Below are 20,554 nucleotides of genomic sequence, written 5' to 3' on the forward strand. Positions count from 1 at the left end.
GTTTTTTTTGGTTGCGTAAGTTCTTGGCAGCAATCTGTTTGCGCATAAACTGCCATTAATTAATCAAAAAAGAGATGTAAAGGGCGGTGCTCCAACACCGTCCTTTCTTATCTATTTTGAGATGATTACCTGTTTTCCTTTTATCTCATATTTAAAATCTTCTACACCTTGTAAAGCCGAAAGGGCCTGCTCTATTGTTTCATTGCTAAATGTTGCCGTAAAACGATATTTTTCTACAGCGGTATTGGTAAATTTTATCTCCACATTGTACCATTTTTCGAAAATGTCTTTAATCTCATCAAAATCCTGGTCGTAGATTTCGATGCGATTCTTAGTCCATGCTGTTTCTACAATTGTACTGTCTTTAATTAGCGTGTAGTGGTTAATCGCAATCTCTGGTCTTGGAAGCGATGGTTTACGCAAGTTTGTCTTTTTCGTGGCAATCACTTTTTTATAGAACGTAACTTTCTGACTGGGTTTCAAAGTTATTATTCCACCTTTACCATCTACGGCTTCCATGGTGATTAGTCCGCGAATCAAGGTCGCTTCGGAAGTGACTTCATCGGGATAAGCTTTAACGTTAAAAGCCGTTCCCAATACATTGATTTCAAAATCGTTTGTATGCACTTTGAAAGGAACATCTTTACAATGAACCACATCAAAAAAAGCTTCTCCGGTTAAATTCACTTCTCTTGTTTTTGTGTTAAATCCTTTGATGATGGATAAGGAGCTTTTTGCATTCAATAAAACTGATGTTCCGTCCTGAAGCCTGATTTTTTTACGCTCGCCACTTTTTGTTGCCCAGGTAAATACTTCTTGCGTTGGCTCGTTTTTCTTAAAGTTGATGTAGCTTTTAAAAAGTAGAAATAAACCAATCGTTAAAATAAGTGCTGCTGCAATTTTTAACCACAAAAAGCGTTTCAGTTTCAGAACCTTTTCTTGTGGAATCATCTTCTTTTTGAAATCCGCTAACTGACCATTTAACTGACGTTTATTCCCACTCAGAATCACATATAGTTTTTTAGCCTCTGCTATTATCTCCTTCTGTTCGGGGTGTGCATGTATGTACTTTTCCCAGTATCCAATACAAAGTTTGTCGGTTCCAGCACAATACTGCTGAAACGTACTATCGACAAGAAAATCTTCTGCATTGAATTGACTTCTATCAACCATTCTAATTCGCCTTTTATATATCAGTGCCAAAAAGCTTTACTTTTTCCTAAGGAAATTTTAACTTTTTTTTAACATGACGGAATAAATGCGTTGCAGAGGCCTTGAGGAAGGAAATAAAATTTTACGCAATGATTAAAGACCGTCATTTCGAGCGAAGCCGAGAAATCTTTGAACAGCAAGTGGCAAAATTAAGCATTGAACTCTTTTCTTAATATTTTAAGCGCATCGTAAATGGTATTGTATGCCGTTTTTATAGTTTGGCTGGTTTGTTCGGCGATTTGCTCATAACTCAGACCATCAAAAAACTTTAAATGAATCAGCTGCTTTTGTCGAAAGGTTAGTTTTTCCAGCGCACTTTTGAGTTGGTGTTTGACCAATTCATCGCTTTGCACTTTAACAATAAACTCTTCGTAACTCATTTCCATCCAATCGCCATCTGCACCGGCGTTATTTAAAGCGATGTTTAATTTTTTCTTACGCTCGAGGATTCGAATTAATTTACGCTTAAGGAAAGTTCGCAGGTAAGCTTCAACATTATCAACTCTCGATAACGTTTCGTGTTTTTCCCAAACCGTGGTAAAAACCAAATCGGTTGCTTCACTCGAGGTGTCGGCATCAGCACAAACCCTGATACCGAAATTGATCAAAGGGTAGTAAAGCTCCTTGTAGAGATCAAAAAACGCATCTTTATCACCGGAACGGAGTCTTTCCCATAGCAAATGATGCGCCAATTTATCTTTCATTTAGGATGTTTAGTTGTTAAAACAATATTAACTAAAAACATCAAGATTATTAACAACAAAGCCGCAGATTAGAGGATTTTATAAATTAGTCCTCCAATCTGCAGCCGAACGCAGAAGCATGTAAGTTTTATTTTAAAGCGACCTTGCTAAACACATGATATTCTCCAGGAGCCAAATTTGCAGTATATGTACCTGACGATAAGTTTACGCTACTTCCAAAAGCATCAACCCAAGTTCCTGATGTGCCAAAATCAATATTTGCAGGTTGGCTCACCACATCAAAATTCCCTACAACTACAACAGTATTTGCACCTTCAACCAGCTTGATGTATTTAACTCCACTGGTTAAATTATAGGTTGGGTTTGTAGTATTAAAAATTGAATTGTTTCTTTTGAGCTTGATTAGTTTTGAATAAACATCATATAACGCTTTTGGATTCGGTTCGTTAAAATATTCCCATCTTATTGGTTTTTCGCCGGTTCTGCCATTGAAATCGATGTTTACCTCATAGCCCAACTCGCCAAATTGCCAAATCATTTTCGGCCCAGGAATAGCAAATAAAAATGCTGCTGCCAGTTCTTCTCTTTTTAATGATGTTGCTAAATTTCCTTTAATCGTATAATTTCCAGATGCATTGCCATAAGTGATGTTTTTGAAGTTCAAGCGTTCTTCATCATGGCTCTCGCCATAACTCACTAAATTTTCTGATTTAGAAAAGCCATGATTTGCAGAAAATCCCCACTGAAAATTAGAATTGCTTAACCAACCCATTGTAGCCTCATTCATATTATAATTCAAATTGTTCCAGAGCATCATGCCATCATCCGCCAATACTTTTTCTTCTGATTCTTCAGCAAAATGTTCCAGAATAACATAAAAATTATTTGGATCGATACTTTTAATATAGTTGTTGTAGTCTTTCCAGATGGCCACCCTGCCTGCATCATATTTTCTAAAAACATCATCTCCGGAAGATTGGGTTTGCGTAAAACCTTTTGATAAATCGAAACGGAAACCATCAATTTTGTACTGCTGCATCCAGAATTTGATGACATCTTTTGAGAATTTTTTAGTGGCAGCGCTCTCATGATTAAAATCGTAACCTACATTAAAAGGGTGTTTCGCATCAACATTAAACCACGGACTATTTGCGGTTGGTTTCGCCCCGTCAAAATACAGTTGTACCATAGGCGACTGACCGAATGAATGATTTAACACCATATCCATAATTACAGCAATTCCTCTTCCATGGCATTCATCGATGAAGTTTTGTAAAGCTGTTTTAGTCCCATAATATTTATCAGGAGCGAAATAAAATGAGGGATTGTAACCCCAGCTCAAATTTCCTTCGAATTCGTTAACGGGCATCAGTTCAATGGCGTTAATGCCCATATTTACCAAATAATCAAGCTTTGCTAAGGTTGAAGCATAAGTATGTTCTGTGGTAAAATCGCGAATAAGCAATTCATAAATCACCAGGTTATTTTTTTCCGGACGAGTAAAGCTATTGTTTTTCCAGGTGTAGGTTGGCTGGTTTGCCTGCATTACACTCACTATACCTGTAGTTTTTCCCGTTGGATAAGCTTTCAAGTTTGGGTAAACACTCGAAGTAATGTATTTATCATTATCCGGATCGAGGACTTTCTCAGAATAAGGGTCGGCAACTTTTAAATTTCCATCAACATAAAATTGATAAGCATATTCCGTATTCGGATTTAGGTTATTAATTTGAACCCACCAGGTATTTCCATCGCTGGTTTTCTTCATTACCGAAGCCGTTGTCGACCAATCGTTAAACTCTCCGATTAAAGAAACCGAATTTTTTCCAGGTGCATAAAGGGTAACTATGGCCGATGTTCCGTTATTGATAAAGGCCACACCATCTTTTGCACCAACAGGTAAATCGGTGGTTGGGTTTGTGGGTGTTTCTGTTCCGCCGTCAGTTGAAGACTTTTTGCAGGAAGTATTAAATGCTGCTACGAGCAGCAATAGGTAGATGATTTTTTTCATTTGGTTAGGGATTGGAAGAGATTTTACCACTGAGCACACGGAGTTTTCACAGAGCGAACAGAGCCAAAGATTCAACTCTGTTTACTTCGTGTCTTATTCGTGTTTCCTGTGGTTATATGTTAAGATTTCACTAGTATTACTATACCGATCTATTTTCTTCAATGGACAATTCCGAAGCTAAAACTTCATCTGTTTTCTTTGGTTCTCTGATAAATAAATAGCAAATCACCGCGGCAAGAATCATTAATCCTCCACCTAGCTGAACCGCTAAAAGTCTGTCGTTATTTAATACGTTTCGCATTAACCAGCCAAAGCCCAGTGATGCTATAATTTCTGGCAGTACGATGAAGAAATTGAAAATCCCCATGTAAATACCGATTTTATCTTTAGGTAACGAACCGCTTAACATGGCGTAAGGCATAGAGAGGATACTCGCCCACGCGATACCAACTCCAGTCATACATAGATAAAGCATGTTTTTATCGTGTACCCATGCCACGCTGATTAAGCCAATGGCACCACACAATAAACAAATTGCATGTGTAGTCTTTCTGCCCAGGGCATCCGCAATTTTCGGCAGTACCAAAGCAAAAAGAAAAGTAATTACACTATAATAGGCTAAAGTTAAACTTCCAAAATCTGCACCCTGAGCATAAATCGGATCTGACGCATCTTTACCGCCAAATACGTTTACTGCAACGGCAGTGGTATAATAGAACCACATTAAAAATAATCCTGGCCAGGTAAAAAACTGAACCAAAGATACAATCTGCATGCGTTTCGGCATGTTTTTCAATGCACTGAAAATTTCCTTTACCCCATTGCTGAATCCTTTATCAGTTTGTCCCTTGAGTTCTTCTTCACGTGGCGGATATTCTTTGGTGGTTAAAACGGTCCAAAGTACGGCTGCAAAAAAGAAAAATGCACCAATATAAAAGGAGAACTTCACATTTTCCGGAATATTCCCCTGCGTTGCGGTGTTCTCTAAACTAAATACGTTTTTCATCAACCATGGTAATGCCGAGGCTACACTTCCGCCCAAACCAATCATCATGCTTTGCATAATAAAACCGCGATTAACCTGACTATCAGGCAATTTATCCGTAACGAAAGCACGGAAAGGTTCCATGGCGATGTTTCCAAAAACATCTAAAATCCAAAGTAATCCTGCAGCCATCCACAAGGCACTGCTATGTGGCATAAAAACCAAAGCAATACTGCTTACAATGGCACCAATCATGAAATAAGGTCTTCTTCTACCCCATTTCGGATGCCAGGTTCTATCGCTTAAATAGCCAATAATCGGCTGAACCAAAAGCCCAGTTAAGGGCGCTGCCAAAAACAACAATGGAACCTGGTCGGGGTTGGCGCCAAGGTTTTCGTAAATACGGCCCATGTTGGCACGTTGTAAATCCCAACCAAACTGGATTCCAAAGAAACCCACACTCATGTTAATGATTTGTGCAAGGGTTAATTTCGGGTTCTCGAATACTGTTTTTAAGCTCATTGTATTTGGTTTATTTAACCGCAAAGGGCACCAAGTTAAAGCGCAAAGGGCGCAAAGCTGGGCGTTTATTCTTTGTGTTCTTTGCGTTTAATTTAAATGTACATTTGGTTTTTTTAACCACAAAGGACACTAAGTGAAGAACGCTAAAGTCGCAAAGCTGGGTATTTAAACTTTGCGAAAATCTTTCCGTTCTTTGCGGTTATTTTCTTTGGTTTAAAATTCTATTACTTGTGCCGAAACCGGTCCAAGTTTAACAGGAATACTCGTGCCTGCAGGTATGTTTAATTTTCTATCAGTTAGTAGATCTGTTACTGGTGATGAATGTTTCACTTTCAAAATATGGTCAGGGATTTCGATGTTGGCTTCTAAAGTTTGGGTTCTATCGAAATTTGCTACAACCAATAAACGTTGCTTGCCCGAGTAACGGATAAAGGCATACATGCGGTTGTTCATATTTCCCACTTGCGGAACATCGTAAATCTCGCCATTTACAACCGCATCACTTGTAGAAGTAACTTTTAAAAGCTGCTTGTAGTAAGCCCTTAAATTTTGTTGCGCTGCGTTTAATTTATGTCCATCGAATAAACCGCCATTCATCCATTTCTGATGATTTGGAACACCCCAATAATCAAAAATTGTGGTGCGGTTGTCGTCGCCACCGAAACCCTCAGCTCCTTTTCCTGGTTCGCCTACTTCCTGACCGAAATAAAGCATTACAGGGCCAGAACCTAATGTTGATGAAACTACCATTGCAGGCAAAGCCAATTCAGCTTTTCCTGCAAAACCTGCCGATGCGATGCGTTCCTCGTCGTGATTTTCCAGAAAGCGTAACATATGTTTGCCAAAACCAGCGCTTTCCTTCTGCCACACATAACGAATAGCGGCTACATCTGCAGATGGTTCGTTTCTAATTAATCGTTTCAAGCCGTCGTATAAGCCAACTTTATCGTACAGGTAATCGAATTTTCCTTCCTCTAAATATTGCTTGTAAACCTGCGGATTGTAAGCTTCACCTAAAAAAATCAAATCGGGATTAACCTGTTTAACCTGCGGAATGACCCAGTTCCAGAATGCAATGGGCACCATTTCTGCCATATCGCAGCGGAAACCATCAACACCTTTTTTCGTCCAGTAGATTAAAATATCACGCATTTTAGTCCAAACCGGTGGAATGGGTTCAAAATGATTTTGTCTGCCGTTTTGATAGTCAATACCATAATTTAACTTAATGGTTTCATACCAATCGTCGTATTTCGGCGATGCCGTGAATGCATCATTACCCGTAGCTTTCGCCGGATTTTCATCAAACTTTCCATCTTGCAATACTGAAAGCGGTGTTTTTTGTCCGTTGGTTGGCACCACAAAAGGCTGACCTGGGATATAATAAAAATCATTTTGGGCACTAAAAGCTTTAGTAACATCATCCTTCGCACCAAAATCGATTACGTTTTTAGGTTTGGCATAAGAATGATAACTTCTGGCTACGTGATTCGGAACGAAATCGATAATAACTTTCAGGTTTCTTGCATGTGTTCTTTTCACCAAAGATTCAAATTCTTTCATCCGGTTTTTAACGTCGACCGCCAAATCCGGGTTCACATCATAATAATCGCGAATAGCATAAGGCGAACCAGCCCTACCCTTTACCACATCTGCATCATCAACCTTAATTCCGTAAGCAGAATAATCGGTCAAACTGGCGTGAGCGATGGCACCTGTGTACCAAACGTAATTTACGTGAAGCTCTTTAATGCCATCTAAAGCTTTATCTGTGATATCATTAAACTTACCAGAACCATTTTGCTCAATGGTGCCGTAAGGAACGTTTGCTGTATTTTTATTACCGAATAAACGCGGTAATAGTTGATATATAACGATTTGTCTATCGTTCATTTTTTTACTCTTTTTTTGTGCAAAGGATGAATGAGAAATTAGCAAAAGGAAAACCACAATCAAAAAAGCGGCCGCATTAAGATTGCTTCGTTCCTCGCAATGACGAGGAGTTGAGGCAATTTTCAATCCATTTTCCATCTTACATTTTACCTCTACAATCATACCAACTCGGCGTTATTCACTTCTAGTTCTGCGTTTCCAGCCAGCTTATAGATTTGGTTTCTGATACCAATTTCCAAATCAACAGCGTTGTTGTTTTTAATATTGATGCCGTTTTCTGTGATGTTAATTTTCAAAGTTGCACCTCTAAAACCAATGGTAAACGAGAACGATTTCCACTGTGTTGGCAAGAAAGGATTAAACTGTAACTTACCATCGCGAACACGCATACCTGCAAAGCCTTCAACCACACTCATCCAGGTTCCAGCCATTGAGGTGATGTGTAAACCGTCTTCGGTATCGTTGTTGTAATCATCCAAATCTAAACGGGCGGTACGTAAATAGAACTCGTAAGCACGGGCTTCATCATTTAATTTTGCCGCTAAAATACTGTGAACGCAAGGCGACAAAGAACTTTCGTGAACGGTACGTGGTTCATAAAAATCAAAGTTTCTTCTGATGGTTTCCAAATCGTAATCTTCCTCGAAGAAATACAATCCCTGTAAAACATCAGCTTGTTTAATAAATGGCGAACGCAGAATTCTATCCCAACTCCATTTCTGGTTAATTGGTCTTTCACTTGCCGGCAAATCTTTAACTAAAGTTTGTTCTTTATCTAAATAACCATCTTGCTGTAAGAAGACACCCAGATTTTTATCTTCCGGATAATACATTTTCTCGATGATATCTGCCCAATCGGCAAATTCCTGCGCATTGAAGTTTAAGCTTTTTAATAAACTTTTGTATTTTTTTGGTTGCTGCGTTTTTACAATTTCAGCGGCTTCGGTTGCATATTTCATGCACCATGTAGCCAATAAATTGGTATACCAGTTGTTGTTTACGTTGTTTTCGTATTCATTCGGACCAGTAACGCCCAACATTACATATTGCTGTTTTTCGCCACTCCAGTTTACGCGTTGTTTCCAGAAACGGGCAATGCCAATTAAAACTTCTAACCCGAAATCTGATAAATAACTTTCATCGCCAGTGTAACGGATGTAGTTATAAATTGCGAAAGCAATAGCGCCGTTACGGTGGATTTCCTCGAAAGTAATTTCCCACTCATTGTGGCATTCTTCGCCATTCATGGTTACCATCGGATACAATGCTGCGCCATCTTTGAAACCTAGTTTTGCAGCATTTTCGATGGCTTTACCTAATTGCTTGTGGCGGTAAACGAGTAAATTTTTGCTTACTTCCTGTGGAGCAGTGGCCAAATAAAATGGCACACAATAAGCTTCGGTATCCCAATAAGTAGAACCGCCGTATTTCTCGCCGGTAAAGCCTTTTGGACCGATATTTAACCTGTCATCTTTACCTGTATAAGTCTGGAAAAGCTGGAAAATATTGAAACGAATGGCCTGTTGCGCCGAAACATCACCCTCAATTACAATGTCGCTTTCTTCCCATTTGGTTGCCCAGGCTTCCGTTTGTTCTTTTGATAAAGTATCGAAACCTTTAGCGGTCGCTTTCGCGATAACTGCTTTTGCTTCTTCTAAAAGTGCTTCTTTTGGATAATTTTCGGAAGATAAATTAGCCGCGATCTTAACCACAGTGATTTCCTCGTTTGCTTTTACATCAACTGAAAAAGATTGTCCCACAAATTTTTCTTTGCGAACCGCTTCAGGATGGATGTTTACTTTCTCCGAATTTTGATACAGTTCGATCTTGCTTCCTGTGCAAACCTCAAACTCGGTTTTCTTTGTTCTTAGTTTGATGTAAGCTTCTGTCCCGGTAATTTCATCAGAAACCATTGTCCAGAATTTTTCATCGTAGTTACTATCCTGATTTTTGATATCACCATCAATGAAAGGCATCAAGGTGATTTTGCCATCAAAGTTTAAAGGTGTAATGCTGTAGCGGATGGCACCAACTTCATCATCAGCGATGCTGCAAAAACGAGTTGATTTAACCTTTACGGTTTTACCACTTTTTAATTTTGCAGTGAAAGTACGTTCCAAAATACCCGCATGCATATTCAAATTGCGTTTGAAATCACTTACTTCGGCTGTAGCTAAATCTAAAATTTCATCTGCTATTTTCACTTCAATACCCACCCAGTTTGCCGCATTTAAAACTTTGGCAAAATATTCCGGATAGCCATTTTTCCACCAACCCACACGGGTTTTATCGGGATAATAAACACCAGCAACATAGTTCCCTAAAAGGGTTTCGCCCGTGTAAGTTTCTTCAAAATTGGCACGCTGACCCATTCGGCCATTACCCAAACTGAAAATACTTTCTGAAATTTTATTTAAATGTGGATCAAAGCCTTCTTCGATTATGTTCCACTCATCTGCTTTAATGTAATTCTTCATCTTTTATACTTTCGTCATTGCGAGGCACGAAGCAATCTCTTCTCAGAGGATTCGTTCTCCCAATTATTGATTCCTTATTATTAGATTGCTTCGTGCCTCGCAATGACGGCATTGGCAAGTTTATAATTCCTCTAAATCTTTAGCTGTTAATTTATCTAAACCACTTACTACAACATCGGCTTCGGTAAGCACACTTTTTTCACCAATACCAATGGCTTTCATACCGCCACGTTTTGCAGCTTCAACGCCAGCAACGGCATCTTCAAAGACCACACATTCATCAGGTTTAAAACCTAAAAGTTCTGCTCCTTTTAAAAACACTTCAGGGTCTGGCTTTGATTTGGTAACCATGTTTCCATCTACAATTTCATCGAAGAAATGAGCCAGATTGGTGCGTTCTAAAATAATGCCCGAGTTTTTACTTGCCGAACCTAAAGCCAGTTTGTAACCCGCCTGATGAATTTCAGTTAAAAAATCTACGGTTCCTGGCAGAACCTCAGCAGGTGTCATTTTGGTAATCATATCTACATACCAGCTATTTTTTAAAGTAGCCAGTTCTTCTTTCTCTGCACCAGTTTTTTCGACGCCGCCCCAGGCCAAAATTTTATTTAAGCTTTCTACCCGGCTTACGCCTTTCAATTGCTCATTCTGTTCTTCAGTAAAATCGAAGCCCATGGTATTGGCCAAACGTTTCCAGGCTTTGTAGTGGTAAACGGCTGTATCTACGAGTACACCATCCAAATCAAAAAGACAGGCTTTGATTGAGGTTGAAGGTTGAAGGTTAAAGGTTGAAAGTTCCGGATGTTTATTGTCTTGCATTGTTTAATAGTATTTTTGTAGCGAGCATCAAGTATCAGGATATTAGCCTGCTTTTCGCTGTAGTCTTTTAGCTTTCTGCTCTATTTAATTTAACTCTAAAACTAAAGTCGTTTTTGAAGGAACTTTAATCTCTTTGATTTGAACATTCTCGCCTGAGATAATGTTTTTTGCACTTGTAACTCCAGTTATTCGCTCTGCAAATCTTTCGGTATTTAATGTTTTTTCTTTCTCAGTATTATTCGAGATCACCATCACAGTACCTTTTACAGTTTTGTTGTAACGGAAATAAACATAAATATCATCCTCAGGAACAAACTGCATTAACTTTCCGCTCTGCAGCGCTGGGCTATTTTTGCGGTAGTTTGCTAAAGTCTTCACAAAATTGAAGGCTTCATTTTCTTTATTTGTTCTGCCATCGGCGATGAACTTATCTTTTTTATCTCCATCCCATCCGCCAGGAAAATCAGAACGAACCAATCCATCAGGATTTGAGAAGTTTTTCATTAAAATTTCAGTACCGTAATACATTTGCGGAATACCACGCATGGTTAATAACAATGCCATCCCCATTTTATATTTGTCGAAATCTTCACCAACCATCGAATAAAAACGGCTCATGTCGTGGTTATCCAGAAATATGCAGTTTGTATTTGGGTTTTTGTAAAGAAAATCATGAGACAAGATTGCATAAATTCGGTTAATACCGTCAACCCAGCCATTTTTTCCATTGATTCCCTCATAAATGGCATCCTTTAAAACTGCATCGGTAATTCCTTGCAGGTGTGTATCGAAACCGCGGCTTACTGTATTTCCTTCGGTAAAATAAGCCTGATTTGGAACAGCTGTAACTAAAGTTTCTCCAAATACCGATAAGTGCGGAAATTCGGCCTTTAATTTAAGCGCCCAATCGGCCATATAAACAGGATCATTATAAGCATAAGTATCTAAACGTAAGCCGTCAATTCCTGCATATTCAATCCACCAGATGTGGTTTTGGGTTAAATAATTTTGCACATAAGGATTGGTCTGATCAAGATCGGGCATAGATGGCACAAACCATCCATCGAGCATTTTTTTACGATCGGCAGCAGCGGCGTGGATATCCATTACCGTTTGGTCGCGATAACTCGTTTGCGTATATGTTGGCCATTGGTGTACCCAGCTTTTCATTGGTAAATCTTTAAAGAACCAATGTCCGGTACCAATATGGTTGTGCACTATATCTTTAATCACCTTCATGCCTTTAGCATGAGCGGTTTCTACGTATTTTTTAAAAAGCTCATTTGTTCCGTAACGGGGATCGATTTTATAATGATCCGTTACCGCATAACCATGATAGGATGCTTTTGCCATATCGTTTTCGATTTCCGGAGTCATCCACACAGTGGTAATTCCTAAATCTTTAAGGTAATCCAAATGATTGATTACGCCTTGAATATCTCCGCCATGGCGGTAATACATGCTATCGCGATTGAGTGCTGTTTCGGCTAAGCCCTGAACAACGTCATTACTTTTGTCGCCGTTCGAAAAACGATCAGGCATCAACAAGTAAATAAAGTCTTTTTGCGTTACACCCTGAATCCTGCCCGCACTTTTATCGCGGTTTTTTAATTCGTAGGTATAACTAAATATTTTTTTGCCTTTAGCAGTAAAATTAATCGGGAACGTTCCCGACTTCACTGCAGAAGAAAGTTCTAAATCCAAAAACAGATAGTTAGGATTTTCAACTTTGTTAACTTTTACCAGTTTAACGCCTGGGTAAGATAAGGTTACATTACTCGTTGCAATATTTTCGCCATGAACAAGCAATTGCAATTTTGGATTATGCATTCCGGCGAACCAGAACATGGGTTCGATACGCTCTAATTTTTGAGCAAACGAATTGAAACCGGAAAGTAAGATTAAAGAAAATAAAAATGATTTCCTTGCAAAGCGCAAAGTGAGAGTCTGAGCATTAAATGATAACGGACGAAGTAATATGTTGAGGGATCTGATCATGCTGAAACTTTATAGATTATAAAAAGCCCCGTAGTAAATACCACGGGGCAAATTTTAAGAGTTAGTTTTTAACAATGGTATATGTACCACCAGTTACTTTATCTGCTGTTTTGATTACAGTTAGGGTAATGGTATACGTACCCGCTGTAGTTACTTTAATATTGTCGCCACCTGTGGTAAGTGTAGCACCGCCACCTAAGTTAACACCCCAATCATGGGCGAAACGGAACTTAAATTCGCCAACAACTAAAGTAGTTTTTAACGAATAAACGGTGTATTTACCATCGTTAACGCCTTTCATATCGGTATCAGCTCCCCAGCCGCCTGGTGTTGCATCGCCAATTAACGACCACTCGTTTGGTGTACCAAAAACGATGGTATTCTTGTTTAAATCAACAGTTACCTGTTTTACAATTGCATCTGGAGATTTTAAGTTATCGCCAGCGCTCGAGCTGATTTTACCAGCACCGGCATCGCCATAAGCAACATCCCATTTCTTAGCTGGCGTAATTTTAAATTCTAAGTTACCAGCAGTATAAGCGATCATACCTGTGTAAACACCATTGCTTGATAAAGAAATTAAGCTATCAGCAGTTGATGGATTCCATCCCTGGTAAGCACCAGGTGCATAAATCCATGCAGAGGCCAGATATGGCGTAGCACTTAATGTTACCACGTTTGAGTAAGTTAGATCATTTACCGCAGCGCCTGATTTTAATCTCACTTCAACTTGTGCTGGTGTACCTACTTTTCCACCTAAAGCCAAAATCATGTTGTTCACTTCAGTGATTGTTGGTGCATAAGTTTTTGCTGTAACAACAATTTCTCTTGGTGTAGCGAAGTTGGTTCCTTTTAAGGCAAATTGCAAAGTTGATGTTACTGGCACTACATAACCAGTAGATGTAGCCAATGGATAAGTTAAAGTTGTTGCCGGTAACGACCCATTAGCCTGCACTAAACTTAATGTAGTGGTTGATGCCGTAAGTGTTCCTGCCGCAGCAACGCTAGAAACCGTTCTGGTTTCGTCCTTTTTACACGACCAAAGCGATACGGCAATTAAGCCTAAAGCTAAGGATTTGAATAATTTTGATTTCATATCTTTCTATCAATAAAGATTAATAACCTGTGTTTTGAACCAAATTCGGATTGGCAATTAAATCGGCCAATGGAAGTGGGTAAAGATTACGGAAAGCTGGTAAAGCAGCACCTGCCTGCACACCACCTTTGTAAGGCCATAAATATGTTGAGCCAGCGAACTTGCCGAAACGGATCAAATCGGTACGACGGTGTCCTTCCCAGTATAACTCACGACCACGCTCATCTAAATAAAAATCAGTTGTAAGAGCAGCTGCGCTCACATTACCTGAAGTATTGCCATAGGCTCTGGTGCGTAAAGCATTTACGTAAGTTAGCGCCAATGCTGCACTACCACCTGAACCACCACGGGCAACTGCTTCTCCATAAATTAAATATTGTTCTGCCAAACGGAACAAAGCAAAATCTAGTGAGCTGAAAGTTCCATTTAATGATCTTCCTGGTGTACCAGTTGAAGTAACATTTTTAAATTTAGTTACACGTAAACCATCTGTAAATTCACCAACTGCATCAACAGCTCTTTTGGTTCCGAAGAAAGCGCCACGTTTATCTAAAGTTCCGTTTGCATCAGGAAATAAGTTTGGCAAGTTCTGACGTGTTCTGTTACCACCCCAACCACCAGATGGAACACCAAAAGATGTAGGGTTCATATCTGCGTTGATTCCTGCATTGATTAAGAAGGTTGTACCGCCATAGTTGGTTCCATTAATCCCATCGTAGTTAATGGTTAAAATGTTTTCAGTATTGTTTACTTCGTTATCTGCTTTAAACAAATCCATATAGTTTGCTTTTAACGAATAACTGGCTGCAATTACTTTGCTTGAATAAGTGATCGCTTCTGTATTTTTTGCTGTACCGGTGTAAACCTGTGCATTTAAATACAATCTGGCTAACAATGCCCAGGCCGCACCTTTATCAGCACGTCCGTATTCATTTGCTCTTGGCTCTGCCAAATCGCCTTCAATGGCTTTCAATTCAGATTCAACATAGTTAAATAAAGCAGCTCTTTGAATTTGTTTAGGGTTTACTTTACCAATGGCATCATCTTCAGTGATGAAAGGTGGATTACCAAAAGCATCTAATAATACCCAGTATTGGAAAGCACGTAAGAAACGGGCTTCAGCACGGTAACGGGTAATGGCAGTGGCATCAGCACCGGTAATATTTCTGCTTGCCAATTTTTCTGCTGTACTTTCGCGTAAAAACTCATTGGCGAAAGTAATCTGCAATACACTTCTTGAATATAAACCGCGTAAAAACTGGTTATCTGGTGTAGGTGTTCCGTAATCCAATTCAGGAATACCCACATCACCCCAGGCACAAATCGCCTCATCGGTTACCAATTCTTGCGAGGTCCAGAATAAACGAAGGAAATCTGCATAACCAGCGTTTAATCCGCCCACATCACTATTATCAGAACCTGAAGGACTGGTTAACGCATAAGTAGCATATAACTTAACCAAACTGTTTTTATAACCTGCCGGCGTTGCATAAACGGTAGCAGAAGTTACATCGTTGGTTGGTGTTAAGTTGAATGACTCTTTTTTGCATGAATTTAATGACAACAGTAATGCGCCTGAAGCCAGTATCATTTTAAATGAATTTTTCATTTTCATATCTTTTCTTTGATAGGTTTTGATCACCATCGCCTTGCCAGCTTTATTTTCAGCATTTAAATTGATCGTGTTCATCGCTATTAATAATTAAAAACCAACATTTAAACCTAAAGTATATGTTCTTGGACGTGGGTATAAGTTGTAATCAATACCTGAAACTGATTCAGGATCGATTCCTTTATACTTAGATACGACAAATACATTTTGGCAGTTTGCTGATATACGCATTGAAGCTGTACCAGTTTTAGAAAGTTTACCAACGTTATAAGATAAACCAGCATTATCCATTTTTAAGAATGATGCATTTCTGATATAGTAATCACTTAAATACTGAACGCCTGATGCACCTGAGAAATTGGTATTGTACAAATCTGACGTAGAGTTGTTCAGAATACCTTGAGTACTTAACACGTTATTTCTGATCCCAAAGTTTGAAGAAATATTATCATAGATGTAGTTACCGAAGTTAGCTCTCAATACGGTACTTGCTGTCCATCTTTTGTAAGTGAAAGAAGTATTGAAACCTAAAGTAATTACCGGATCTGGTGATTTATAAAAATACTGGTCAGCATCGTTTACTGCACCATCGCCATTTAAATCCTGATAAACACCTTCTAATGGTTTGCCGTCAGCATTGTATACTTGTTTGTAAACAAAGAATGAACCTGGCAACTGATTTACTGCATTATATTTTAAGTGGATACCTGTACCACCGGTAATATCACCAGCATCAATTTTAAAACCTGAGTTAGGGTTTAACGTTAAATTGGTTACTTTTCTTTTGTTGTAAGCACCATTTACGCCGATATCCCATGTAGTGTTTTCAGTTTTGATAGCCACATAGTTTAAACTAACCTCAGCACCTCTTACTTCCATGTTACCCACATTCGTAGTTAACACATTGCTAAAGTTTGTTCCCACCGGGATGGTTACTGTACTTAATAAATCTTTGGTTTTTTTGTAATAAGCATCAATGCTACCATACAATCTGCCATTTAAAAAGCCATAATCTAAACCTGCATTATAAGTGGTAGTAGTTTCCCATCTTAAATCAGGGTCGTAACCTGCAGGGCTGTAATAGTTATAAAAAGTATTACCCACCTGATACTGGCCATTGTTGGTACTTGCGTAATATTTTGATAAGTAATCGTAGTTACCAATACCATCTTTATTACCGGTTTCACCGTAGGTTAATCTCAATTTCAAATCAGAAATTACTTTGCTGTCTTTCAAGAAATCTTCACCAATAATTCTCCAGGTAAAACCTGCTGACGGGAAATAACCCCAACGGTTATCTTCAGCAAATTTCGAAGAAGCATCAGCTCTCATTGTTCCTGATAAGATATATTTATCAGCAAAAGTATAGTTGAAACGACCGTAATATGAAAGCAACTTATTCTGATCAATTGAGAAAGGGAAAACTGGAGTAGTTTGTAAAACGCCCGTACCTCTGTAAGTAGCAAAGTTATAATTGGTTACTGCATCATCATAATAACCATAACCGGCAGTCACATCAAATCTGCTTTTGCCCAAGGTTTTAGCGTAAGTTAAATAAGCTTCAGAGAATTTGTTCATCTCTGTGTTCAATCTTCTTGAGAAAGAACCCTCGGTTGAGAAACTCTGTGCAGCATAAATTGGAACAATTGTACGTCCGTAACCTTTTGAATAATCATAACCAGCATTAATTACTGCATGTAATTCAGGTAGGAAATGGAAAGAGTAATCTAATTTTAAGTTACCAAAACTTCTGGCCGCATTACCATGATTATCTTGTTGTTCAATTAAAGCAAGTGGGTTACGCGGAGCATTTGGATTTGGAACAGCCGCAGAAGTAATCCATTCGAAATAATTTCCGAATTTGTTATTTGAATAAATCGGCTGTGTTGGATCGAACTGAATGGCCGCACCAATGGCACCGTCATTTGGATATTGAGAATCGGTTAATGAACCTTTTAAGTTCAATTCGATTTTTAAGTGATCTTGAAATAATTTAGGAGAGATAGAGAATGCACCTGTTGCTCTTTTCAATTTACTTCTCACTAAAACACCTTCCTGATCTAAATAACCGCCAGAAACACGATAAGGTACACCTTTAAATGAACCAGCGATACTTAGGTTATTATCAGTGGTGAATGCAGTTTGATAAATTGCATCTTGCCAATCTGTATTTGCAGTACCCAACAACGCTTTTTGTGCAGCGTTACCATTGGTATTTACAAAAGCACGAACCTCATCAGCAGTAAGTACATCAACTTTTCTAGCTACTGTTGAAATGGAATTATTAGTGCTCAGCGTAATTTGCGGTGCACCCGAAGTTCCTTTTTTGGTTGTGATTAAGATTACACCATTGGAAGCTCTTGAACCATAAATAGCAGTTGCGTTTGCATCTTTTAGAACGGTAAAAGTCTCAATATCATTCGGGTTAATTAATGAAAGCGGACTTGGTGCATTACCAATGCCGTTACCACTAAAAGGTACTCCATCAACCACGATTAAAGGATCGTTACTGGCGTTTAACGAAGCACCGCCACGAATACGGATGGTACTACCGCCGCCTGGCGCACCGCCACCTGAGATGATGTTCACACCCGCAACTTTACCCTGAATTAACTGTTCAGGTGTAGTAATAGTACCTTTCTGGAAATCTTTTGAATTCACCGTAGTGATTGATCCGGTTAAATTTTTCTTCTCGGCAGTACCGTAACCGATAACAACAACCTCATTCAGTTTTTGTGCATCGGGCACTAACTGGAAATTTGCGGTAGCGTTTGCCGAAACAGTAACAGCTTTATCAAGGGTTTGATACCCAATGAAACTTGCTGATAAAGTGATGGCACCATTTGTAAGTCCAGCCAATTTAAAATTTCCGTTTACATCTGTTGATGTACTTCTGGTTGTACCTTTTACAACAACTGAAGCACCAGGTAAAGGTTGGCCGGTTTCATCAAGCACTTTTCCAGATATTGATCCGGTTTGTGCTTTTACGATTAATGCTGAAAGAACTAACAGCACCAAAAGCCCCTGTTTTAACAGGTAAAATACTTTCATATTCGAAGCTCGTTTAAGTATAAAAATTTGGTTAAATATTATAGTGAATTACACATAGGCCTAATTTACAGCACTTAATGAGATTTCAAAATTTATTTAAAAAATATATTTCACAACCAAAAAGAAGCAAACGAAAGCGGGTGAAATTCGGTAATTTTAAATGTAGCCGCTGTAATAAAAACTTATTACAACAGAATTAAATTACTGATAATCAATAAATTGAAAACTATAAATTTTAAATCAATGTGTATTTTTTACACTAAGCCATTTTTAACTCACTTTTCGGGAACGTTCCCGAAAAATCACAAGTCAAAACCGACTATTTTTCGGGAACGTTCCCGACGAACAGGCAAAATTCTGCGTATTTTACACTAAGTGATGATTTTTTTTGAAATTTTCAGCCTCAAAAACAGCGGGAATTTTTAGGCGTTTTTTGACGGATTGGCGGTCGAATTTCTTTTGATAATTTTGGATTGCAAAACCACCTCGGTCGGGCGATTTTTATCCTGATGATCATCCAGGATTCTGAACAATAATTTGGCCGCCTGCTCGCCTATTTCTGTTGCCGGCTGGGTAATGGTAGTTAAAGAAGGATTGAGTAAAGGCGCAATCTCCAGACTCGAAAAACTGATTACTTTCAAATCATCAGGTATACTAATTTTCAAATCGTAACAAGCATAATAAGTTGCAAATGCCAAACGCTCTACGGAAGTAAATACGCCATCAGGTTTCAGCTGATTCAATGCCTCCTTAATGATTACGCTATTTTCATCGTAACTGTTGCTACAATCAACAATTAAACTTTCATCAAATAAGACCTGGTGTTTAGCCAAAGCATCAATGTAACCCTGCATCCTGGTTTTACCAATAGAAAGGCTTTTGTTTACCACCAGGTAGGCAATACGTTTACAACCCTGCTCAATCAAATGTTCTGTTGCCAGAAAACTGCTGTTGTAATCGTTTGTGATCACCCTTGGGGTTTCGATATCTTCATAAATTCTATCGAAAAATACCAGCGGAAGGCGTTTGGCGCCAAATTTATTTAAATAATTGTGGTCGTTTGCTTCACCTGAAACCGACATCACGATGCCTTCTGCCCTCCCGTTATGTAAGTGGCCGATAAAATTAACCTCTTTGTGATAATCATCATCTGTTACATAAATGAGGATGTGGTAACCATTTTCACGGGCTACTCTTTCAATACCGTGAATGGCCTGCGAGAAATAATTATTGGCTAATTCCGGAACGATAACCGCTATCGTTTTACTTTTTTGCTCCCTTAAATTGCTGGCGTAATGGTTAGGTTGATAGTTAAGCTCTTTAGCCTTCGCTAAAATGCGCTCTTTGGTAGCCCCACTAATATCACTATTATCTCTAAAAGCCCTTGAAATTGTCGAAGTAGATAAATTTAGTGCCTCGGCTAATTTCTTAATATTAATGCTATCCATTTGGGTTATTAAACCTTGTTAATCTAATTTCAGTTGTAAATATAAACTATAATATTTCGAAACAAAGTGATGTATTTCTCCGTAAAACAGAAAATTAGTTGTTTTGAGTATAAAATATTACGGATGTTACGCCTTCTGTTGCTTTTATTTAAATTATCTTCCTTAAAATCAATACTGTCGCAACGCATGAGTTGCAAAATTAATTTCATTTTTGAAAAACAAAAAACCGTAAACAAACATTAATAGTATTACACAAATTATCATCTTTGCCGTCTAAATCATAAAATCAACAATTTGGTCAATATATACACTAATGGGAACTAAGAAAATACTCATCGCTGATGACGACGAAGGAATTGTGGATGCTGTGACGATGATATTGGAAGTTATGGGTTACGAGGTGGCATACACTTACGACGGAGGAGCCGTGATTGATGCTGTAAAAGACCGGCCCGACTTAATCTTGCTTGATATTTGGATGAGCGGACACGATGGCCGCGATATTTGCCGCCAGTTAAAAGGTGATCCACAATATCAGGAAATTCCCATTTTGATGATTTCTGCCAGTAGAGACATTCGCCAATCGGCTTTAGATGCCGGCGCCAACGATTTTATGGAGAAGCCTTTTGAAATGGATTCCTTACTCGATAAAGTAGATTTTCTGTTAAATTAGCGTGACCAGATCAAAAACGTTCTACATCTTTATAAAAATTTTTTTTAAATTTA

General features: G+C 38.6%; 13 protein-coding genes. 1 reads left to right on the forward strand and 12 read right to left on the reverse strand.

The features are described 5' to 3' along the window. Positions 1-111 precede the first annotated feature (111 nt). The 12 genes from R2Q70_RS15315 to R2Q70_RS15370 form a co-directional block, all read right to left on the reverse strand. Positions 112-1,173 carry a FecR family protein gene (locus R2Q70_RS15315; RefSeq protein WP_316808433.1) on the reverse strand — a complete coding sequence of 354 codons (1,062 nt, stop codon included), beginning with the start codon at positions 1,171-1,173 and terminating at the stop codon, positions 112-114. A 188-nt stretch (positions 1,174-1,361) separates the two neighbouring features. Beyond that, positions 1,362-1,916, reverse strand: coding sequence for an RNA polymerase sigma factor (locus tag R2Q70_RS15320; RefSeq protein WP_316808434.1), 555 nt, complete (start codon positions 1,914-1,916; stop codon positions 1,362-1,364). Positions 1,917-2,043: 127 nt separating this feature from the next. Further along, the gene (locus R2Q70_RS15325) at positions 2,044-3,927 is read right to left on the reverse strand and encodes an alpha-amylase family glycosyl hydrolase (RefSeq protein WP_316808435.1); all 1,884 of its coding nucleotides are present in this window, start codon (positions 3,925-3,927) and stop codon (positions 2,044-2,046) included. A gap of 139 nt (positions 3,928-4,066) precedes the next feature. Next, positions 4,067-5,434, reverse strand: a complete 1,368-nt coding sequence (locus R2Q70_RS15330; protein ID WP_316808436.1) for an MFS transporter — start codon at positions 5,432-5,434, stop codon at positions 4,067-4,069. Between the two features lie 213 nt (positions 5,435-5,647). Further along, positions 5,648-7,327 (reverse strand): alpha-amylase family protein, encoded by a 1,680-nt coding sequence (locus R2Q70_RS15335; protein WP_316808437.1) that lies wholly within the window; start codon positions 7,325-7,327, stop codon positions 5,648-5,650. 158 nt (positions 7,328-7,485) lie between these two features. Beyond that, positions 7,486-9,804, reverse strand: a complete 2,319-nt coding sequence (locus tag R2Q70_RS15340) for a glycoside hydrolase family 65 protein (RefSeq protein ID WP_316808438.1) — start codon at positions 9,802-9,804, stop codon at positions 7,486-7,488. Positions 9,805-9,924: 120 nt separating this feature from the next. Next, positions 9,925-10,623: a beta-phosphoglucomutase gene (pgmB, locus tag R2Q70_RS15345; RefSeq protein WP_316808439.1), complete on the reverse strand. Its 699-nt coding sequence runs from the start codon at positions 10,621-10,623 to the stop codon at positions 9,925-9,927. A gap of 84 nt (positions 10,624-10,707) precedes the next feature. Beyond that, complete coding sequence (locus R2Q70_RS15350; protein WP_316808440.1) at positions 10,708-12,621, reverse strand: glycoside hydrolase family 13 protein; 1,914 nt, start codon at positions 12,619-12,621, stop codon at positions 10,708-10,710. 61 nt (positions 12,622-12,682) lie between these two features. Further along, positions 12,683-13,717, reverse strand: coding sequence for a SusE domain-containing protein (locus tag R2Q70_RS15355; RefSeq protein WP_316808441.1), 1,035 nt, complete (start codon positions 13,715-13,717; stop codon positions 12,683-12,685). Between the two features lie 19 nt (positions 13,718-13,736). After that, positions 13,737-15,407, reverse strand: coding sequence for a RagB/SusD family nutrient uptake outer membrane protein (locus R2Q70_RS15360; protein ID WP_316808442.1), 1,671 nt, complete (start codon positions 15,405-15,407; stop codon positions 13,737-13,739). Between the two features lie 12 nt (positions 15,408-15,419). Continuing rightward, positions 15,420-18,380: a TonB-dependent receptor gene (locus R2Q70_RS15365; protein ID WP_316808443.1), complete on the reverse strand. Its 2,961-nt coding sequence runs from the start codon at positions 18,378-18,380 to the stop codon at positions 15,420-15,422. 422 nt (positions 18,381-18,802) lie between these two features. Further along, positions 18,803-19,828, reverse strand: a complete 1,026-nt coding sequence (locus tag R2Q70_RS15370; RefSeq protein WP_316808444.1) for a LacI family DNA-binding transcriptional regulator — start codon at positions 19,826-19,828, stop codon at positions 18,803-18,805. A gap of 313 nt (positions 19,829-20,141) precedes the next feature. Here R2Q70_RS15370 and R2Q70_RS15375 point away from each other — a divergent pair, with 313 nt between their 5' ends. Next, the gene (locus R2Q70_RS15375) at positions 20,142-20,501 is read left to right on the forward strand and encodes a PleD family two-component system response regulator (protein ID WP_316808445.1); all 360 of its coding nucleotides are present in this window, start codon (positions 20,142-20,144) and stop codon (positions 20,499-20,501) included. Positions 20,502-20,554 lie beyond the last annotated feature (53 nt).

It is taken from the genome of Pedobacter agri (assembly GCF_032678665.1).
GTDB classification, from domain to species: Bacteria; Bacteroidota; Bacteroidia; order Sphingobacteriales; family Sphingobacteriaceae; genus Pedobacter; species Pedobacter agri_A.

What these genes read in the sequence shown, in the direction of transcription:
- R2Q70_RS15355 (WP_316808441.1), bottom strand. Translation starts at nt 13,717, where the DNA reads ATGAAATCAAAATTATTCAAATCCTTAGCTTTAGGCTTAATTGCCGTA.
- R2Q70_RS15365 (WP_316808443.1), bottom strand. Translation starts at nt 18,380, where the DNA reads ATGAAAGTATTTTACCTGTTAAAACAGGGGCTTTTGGTGCTGTTAGTT.
- R2Q70_RS15375 (WP_316808445.1), top strand. Translation starts at nt 20,142, where the DNA reads ATGGGAACTAAGAAAATACTCATCGCTGATGACGACGAAGGAATTGTG.
- R2Q70_RS15325 (WP_316808435.1), bottom strand. Translation starts at nt 3,927, where the DNA reads ATGAAAAAAATCATCTACCTATTGCTGCTCGTAGCAGCATTTAATACT.
- pgmB (WP_316808439.1), bottom strand. Translation starts at nt 10,623, where the DNA reads ATGCAAGACAATAAACATCCGGAACTTTCAACCTTTAACCTTCAACCT.
- R2Q70_RS15350 (WP_316808440.1), bottom strand. Translation starts at nt 12,621, where the DNA reads ATGATCAGATCCCTCAACATATTACTTCGTCCGTTATCATTTAATGCT.
- R2Q70_RS15330 (WP_316808436.1), bottom strand. Translation starts at nt 5,434, where the DNA reads ATGAGCTTAAAAACAGTATTCGAGAACCCGAAATTAACCCTTGCACAA.
- R2Q70_RS15340 (WP_316808438.1), bottom strand. Translation starts at nt 9,804, where the DNA reads ATGAAGAATTACATTAAAGCAGATGAGTGGAACATAATCGAAGAAGGC.
- R2Q70_RS15315 (WP_316808433.1), bottom strand. Translation starts at nt 1,173, where the DNA reads ATGGTTGATAGAAGTCAATTCAATGCAGAAGATTTTCTTGTCGATAGT.
- R2Q70_RS15320 (WP_316808434.1), bottom strand. Translation starts at nt 1,916, where the DNA reads ATGAAAGATAAATTGGCGCATCATTTGCTATGGGAAAGACTCCGTTCC.
- R2Q70_RS15370 (WP_316808444.1), bottom strand. Translation starts at nt 19,828, where the DNA reads ATGGATAGCATTAATATTAAGAAATTAGCCGAGGCACTAAATTTATCT.
- R2Q70_RS15335 (WP_316808437.1), bottom strand. Translation starts at nt 7,327, where the DNA reads ATGAACGATAGACAAATCGTTATATATCAACTATTACCGCGTTTATTC.
- R2Q70_RS15360 (WP_316808442.1), bottom strand. Translation starts at nt 15,407, where the DNA reads ATGAACACGATCAATTTAAATGCTGAAAATAAAGCTGGCAAGGCGATG.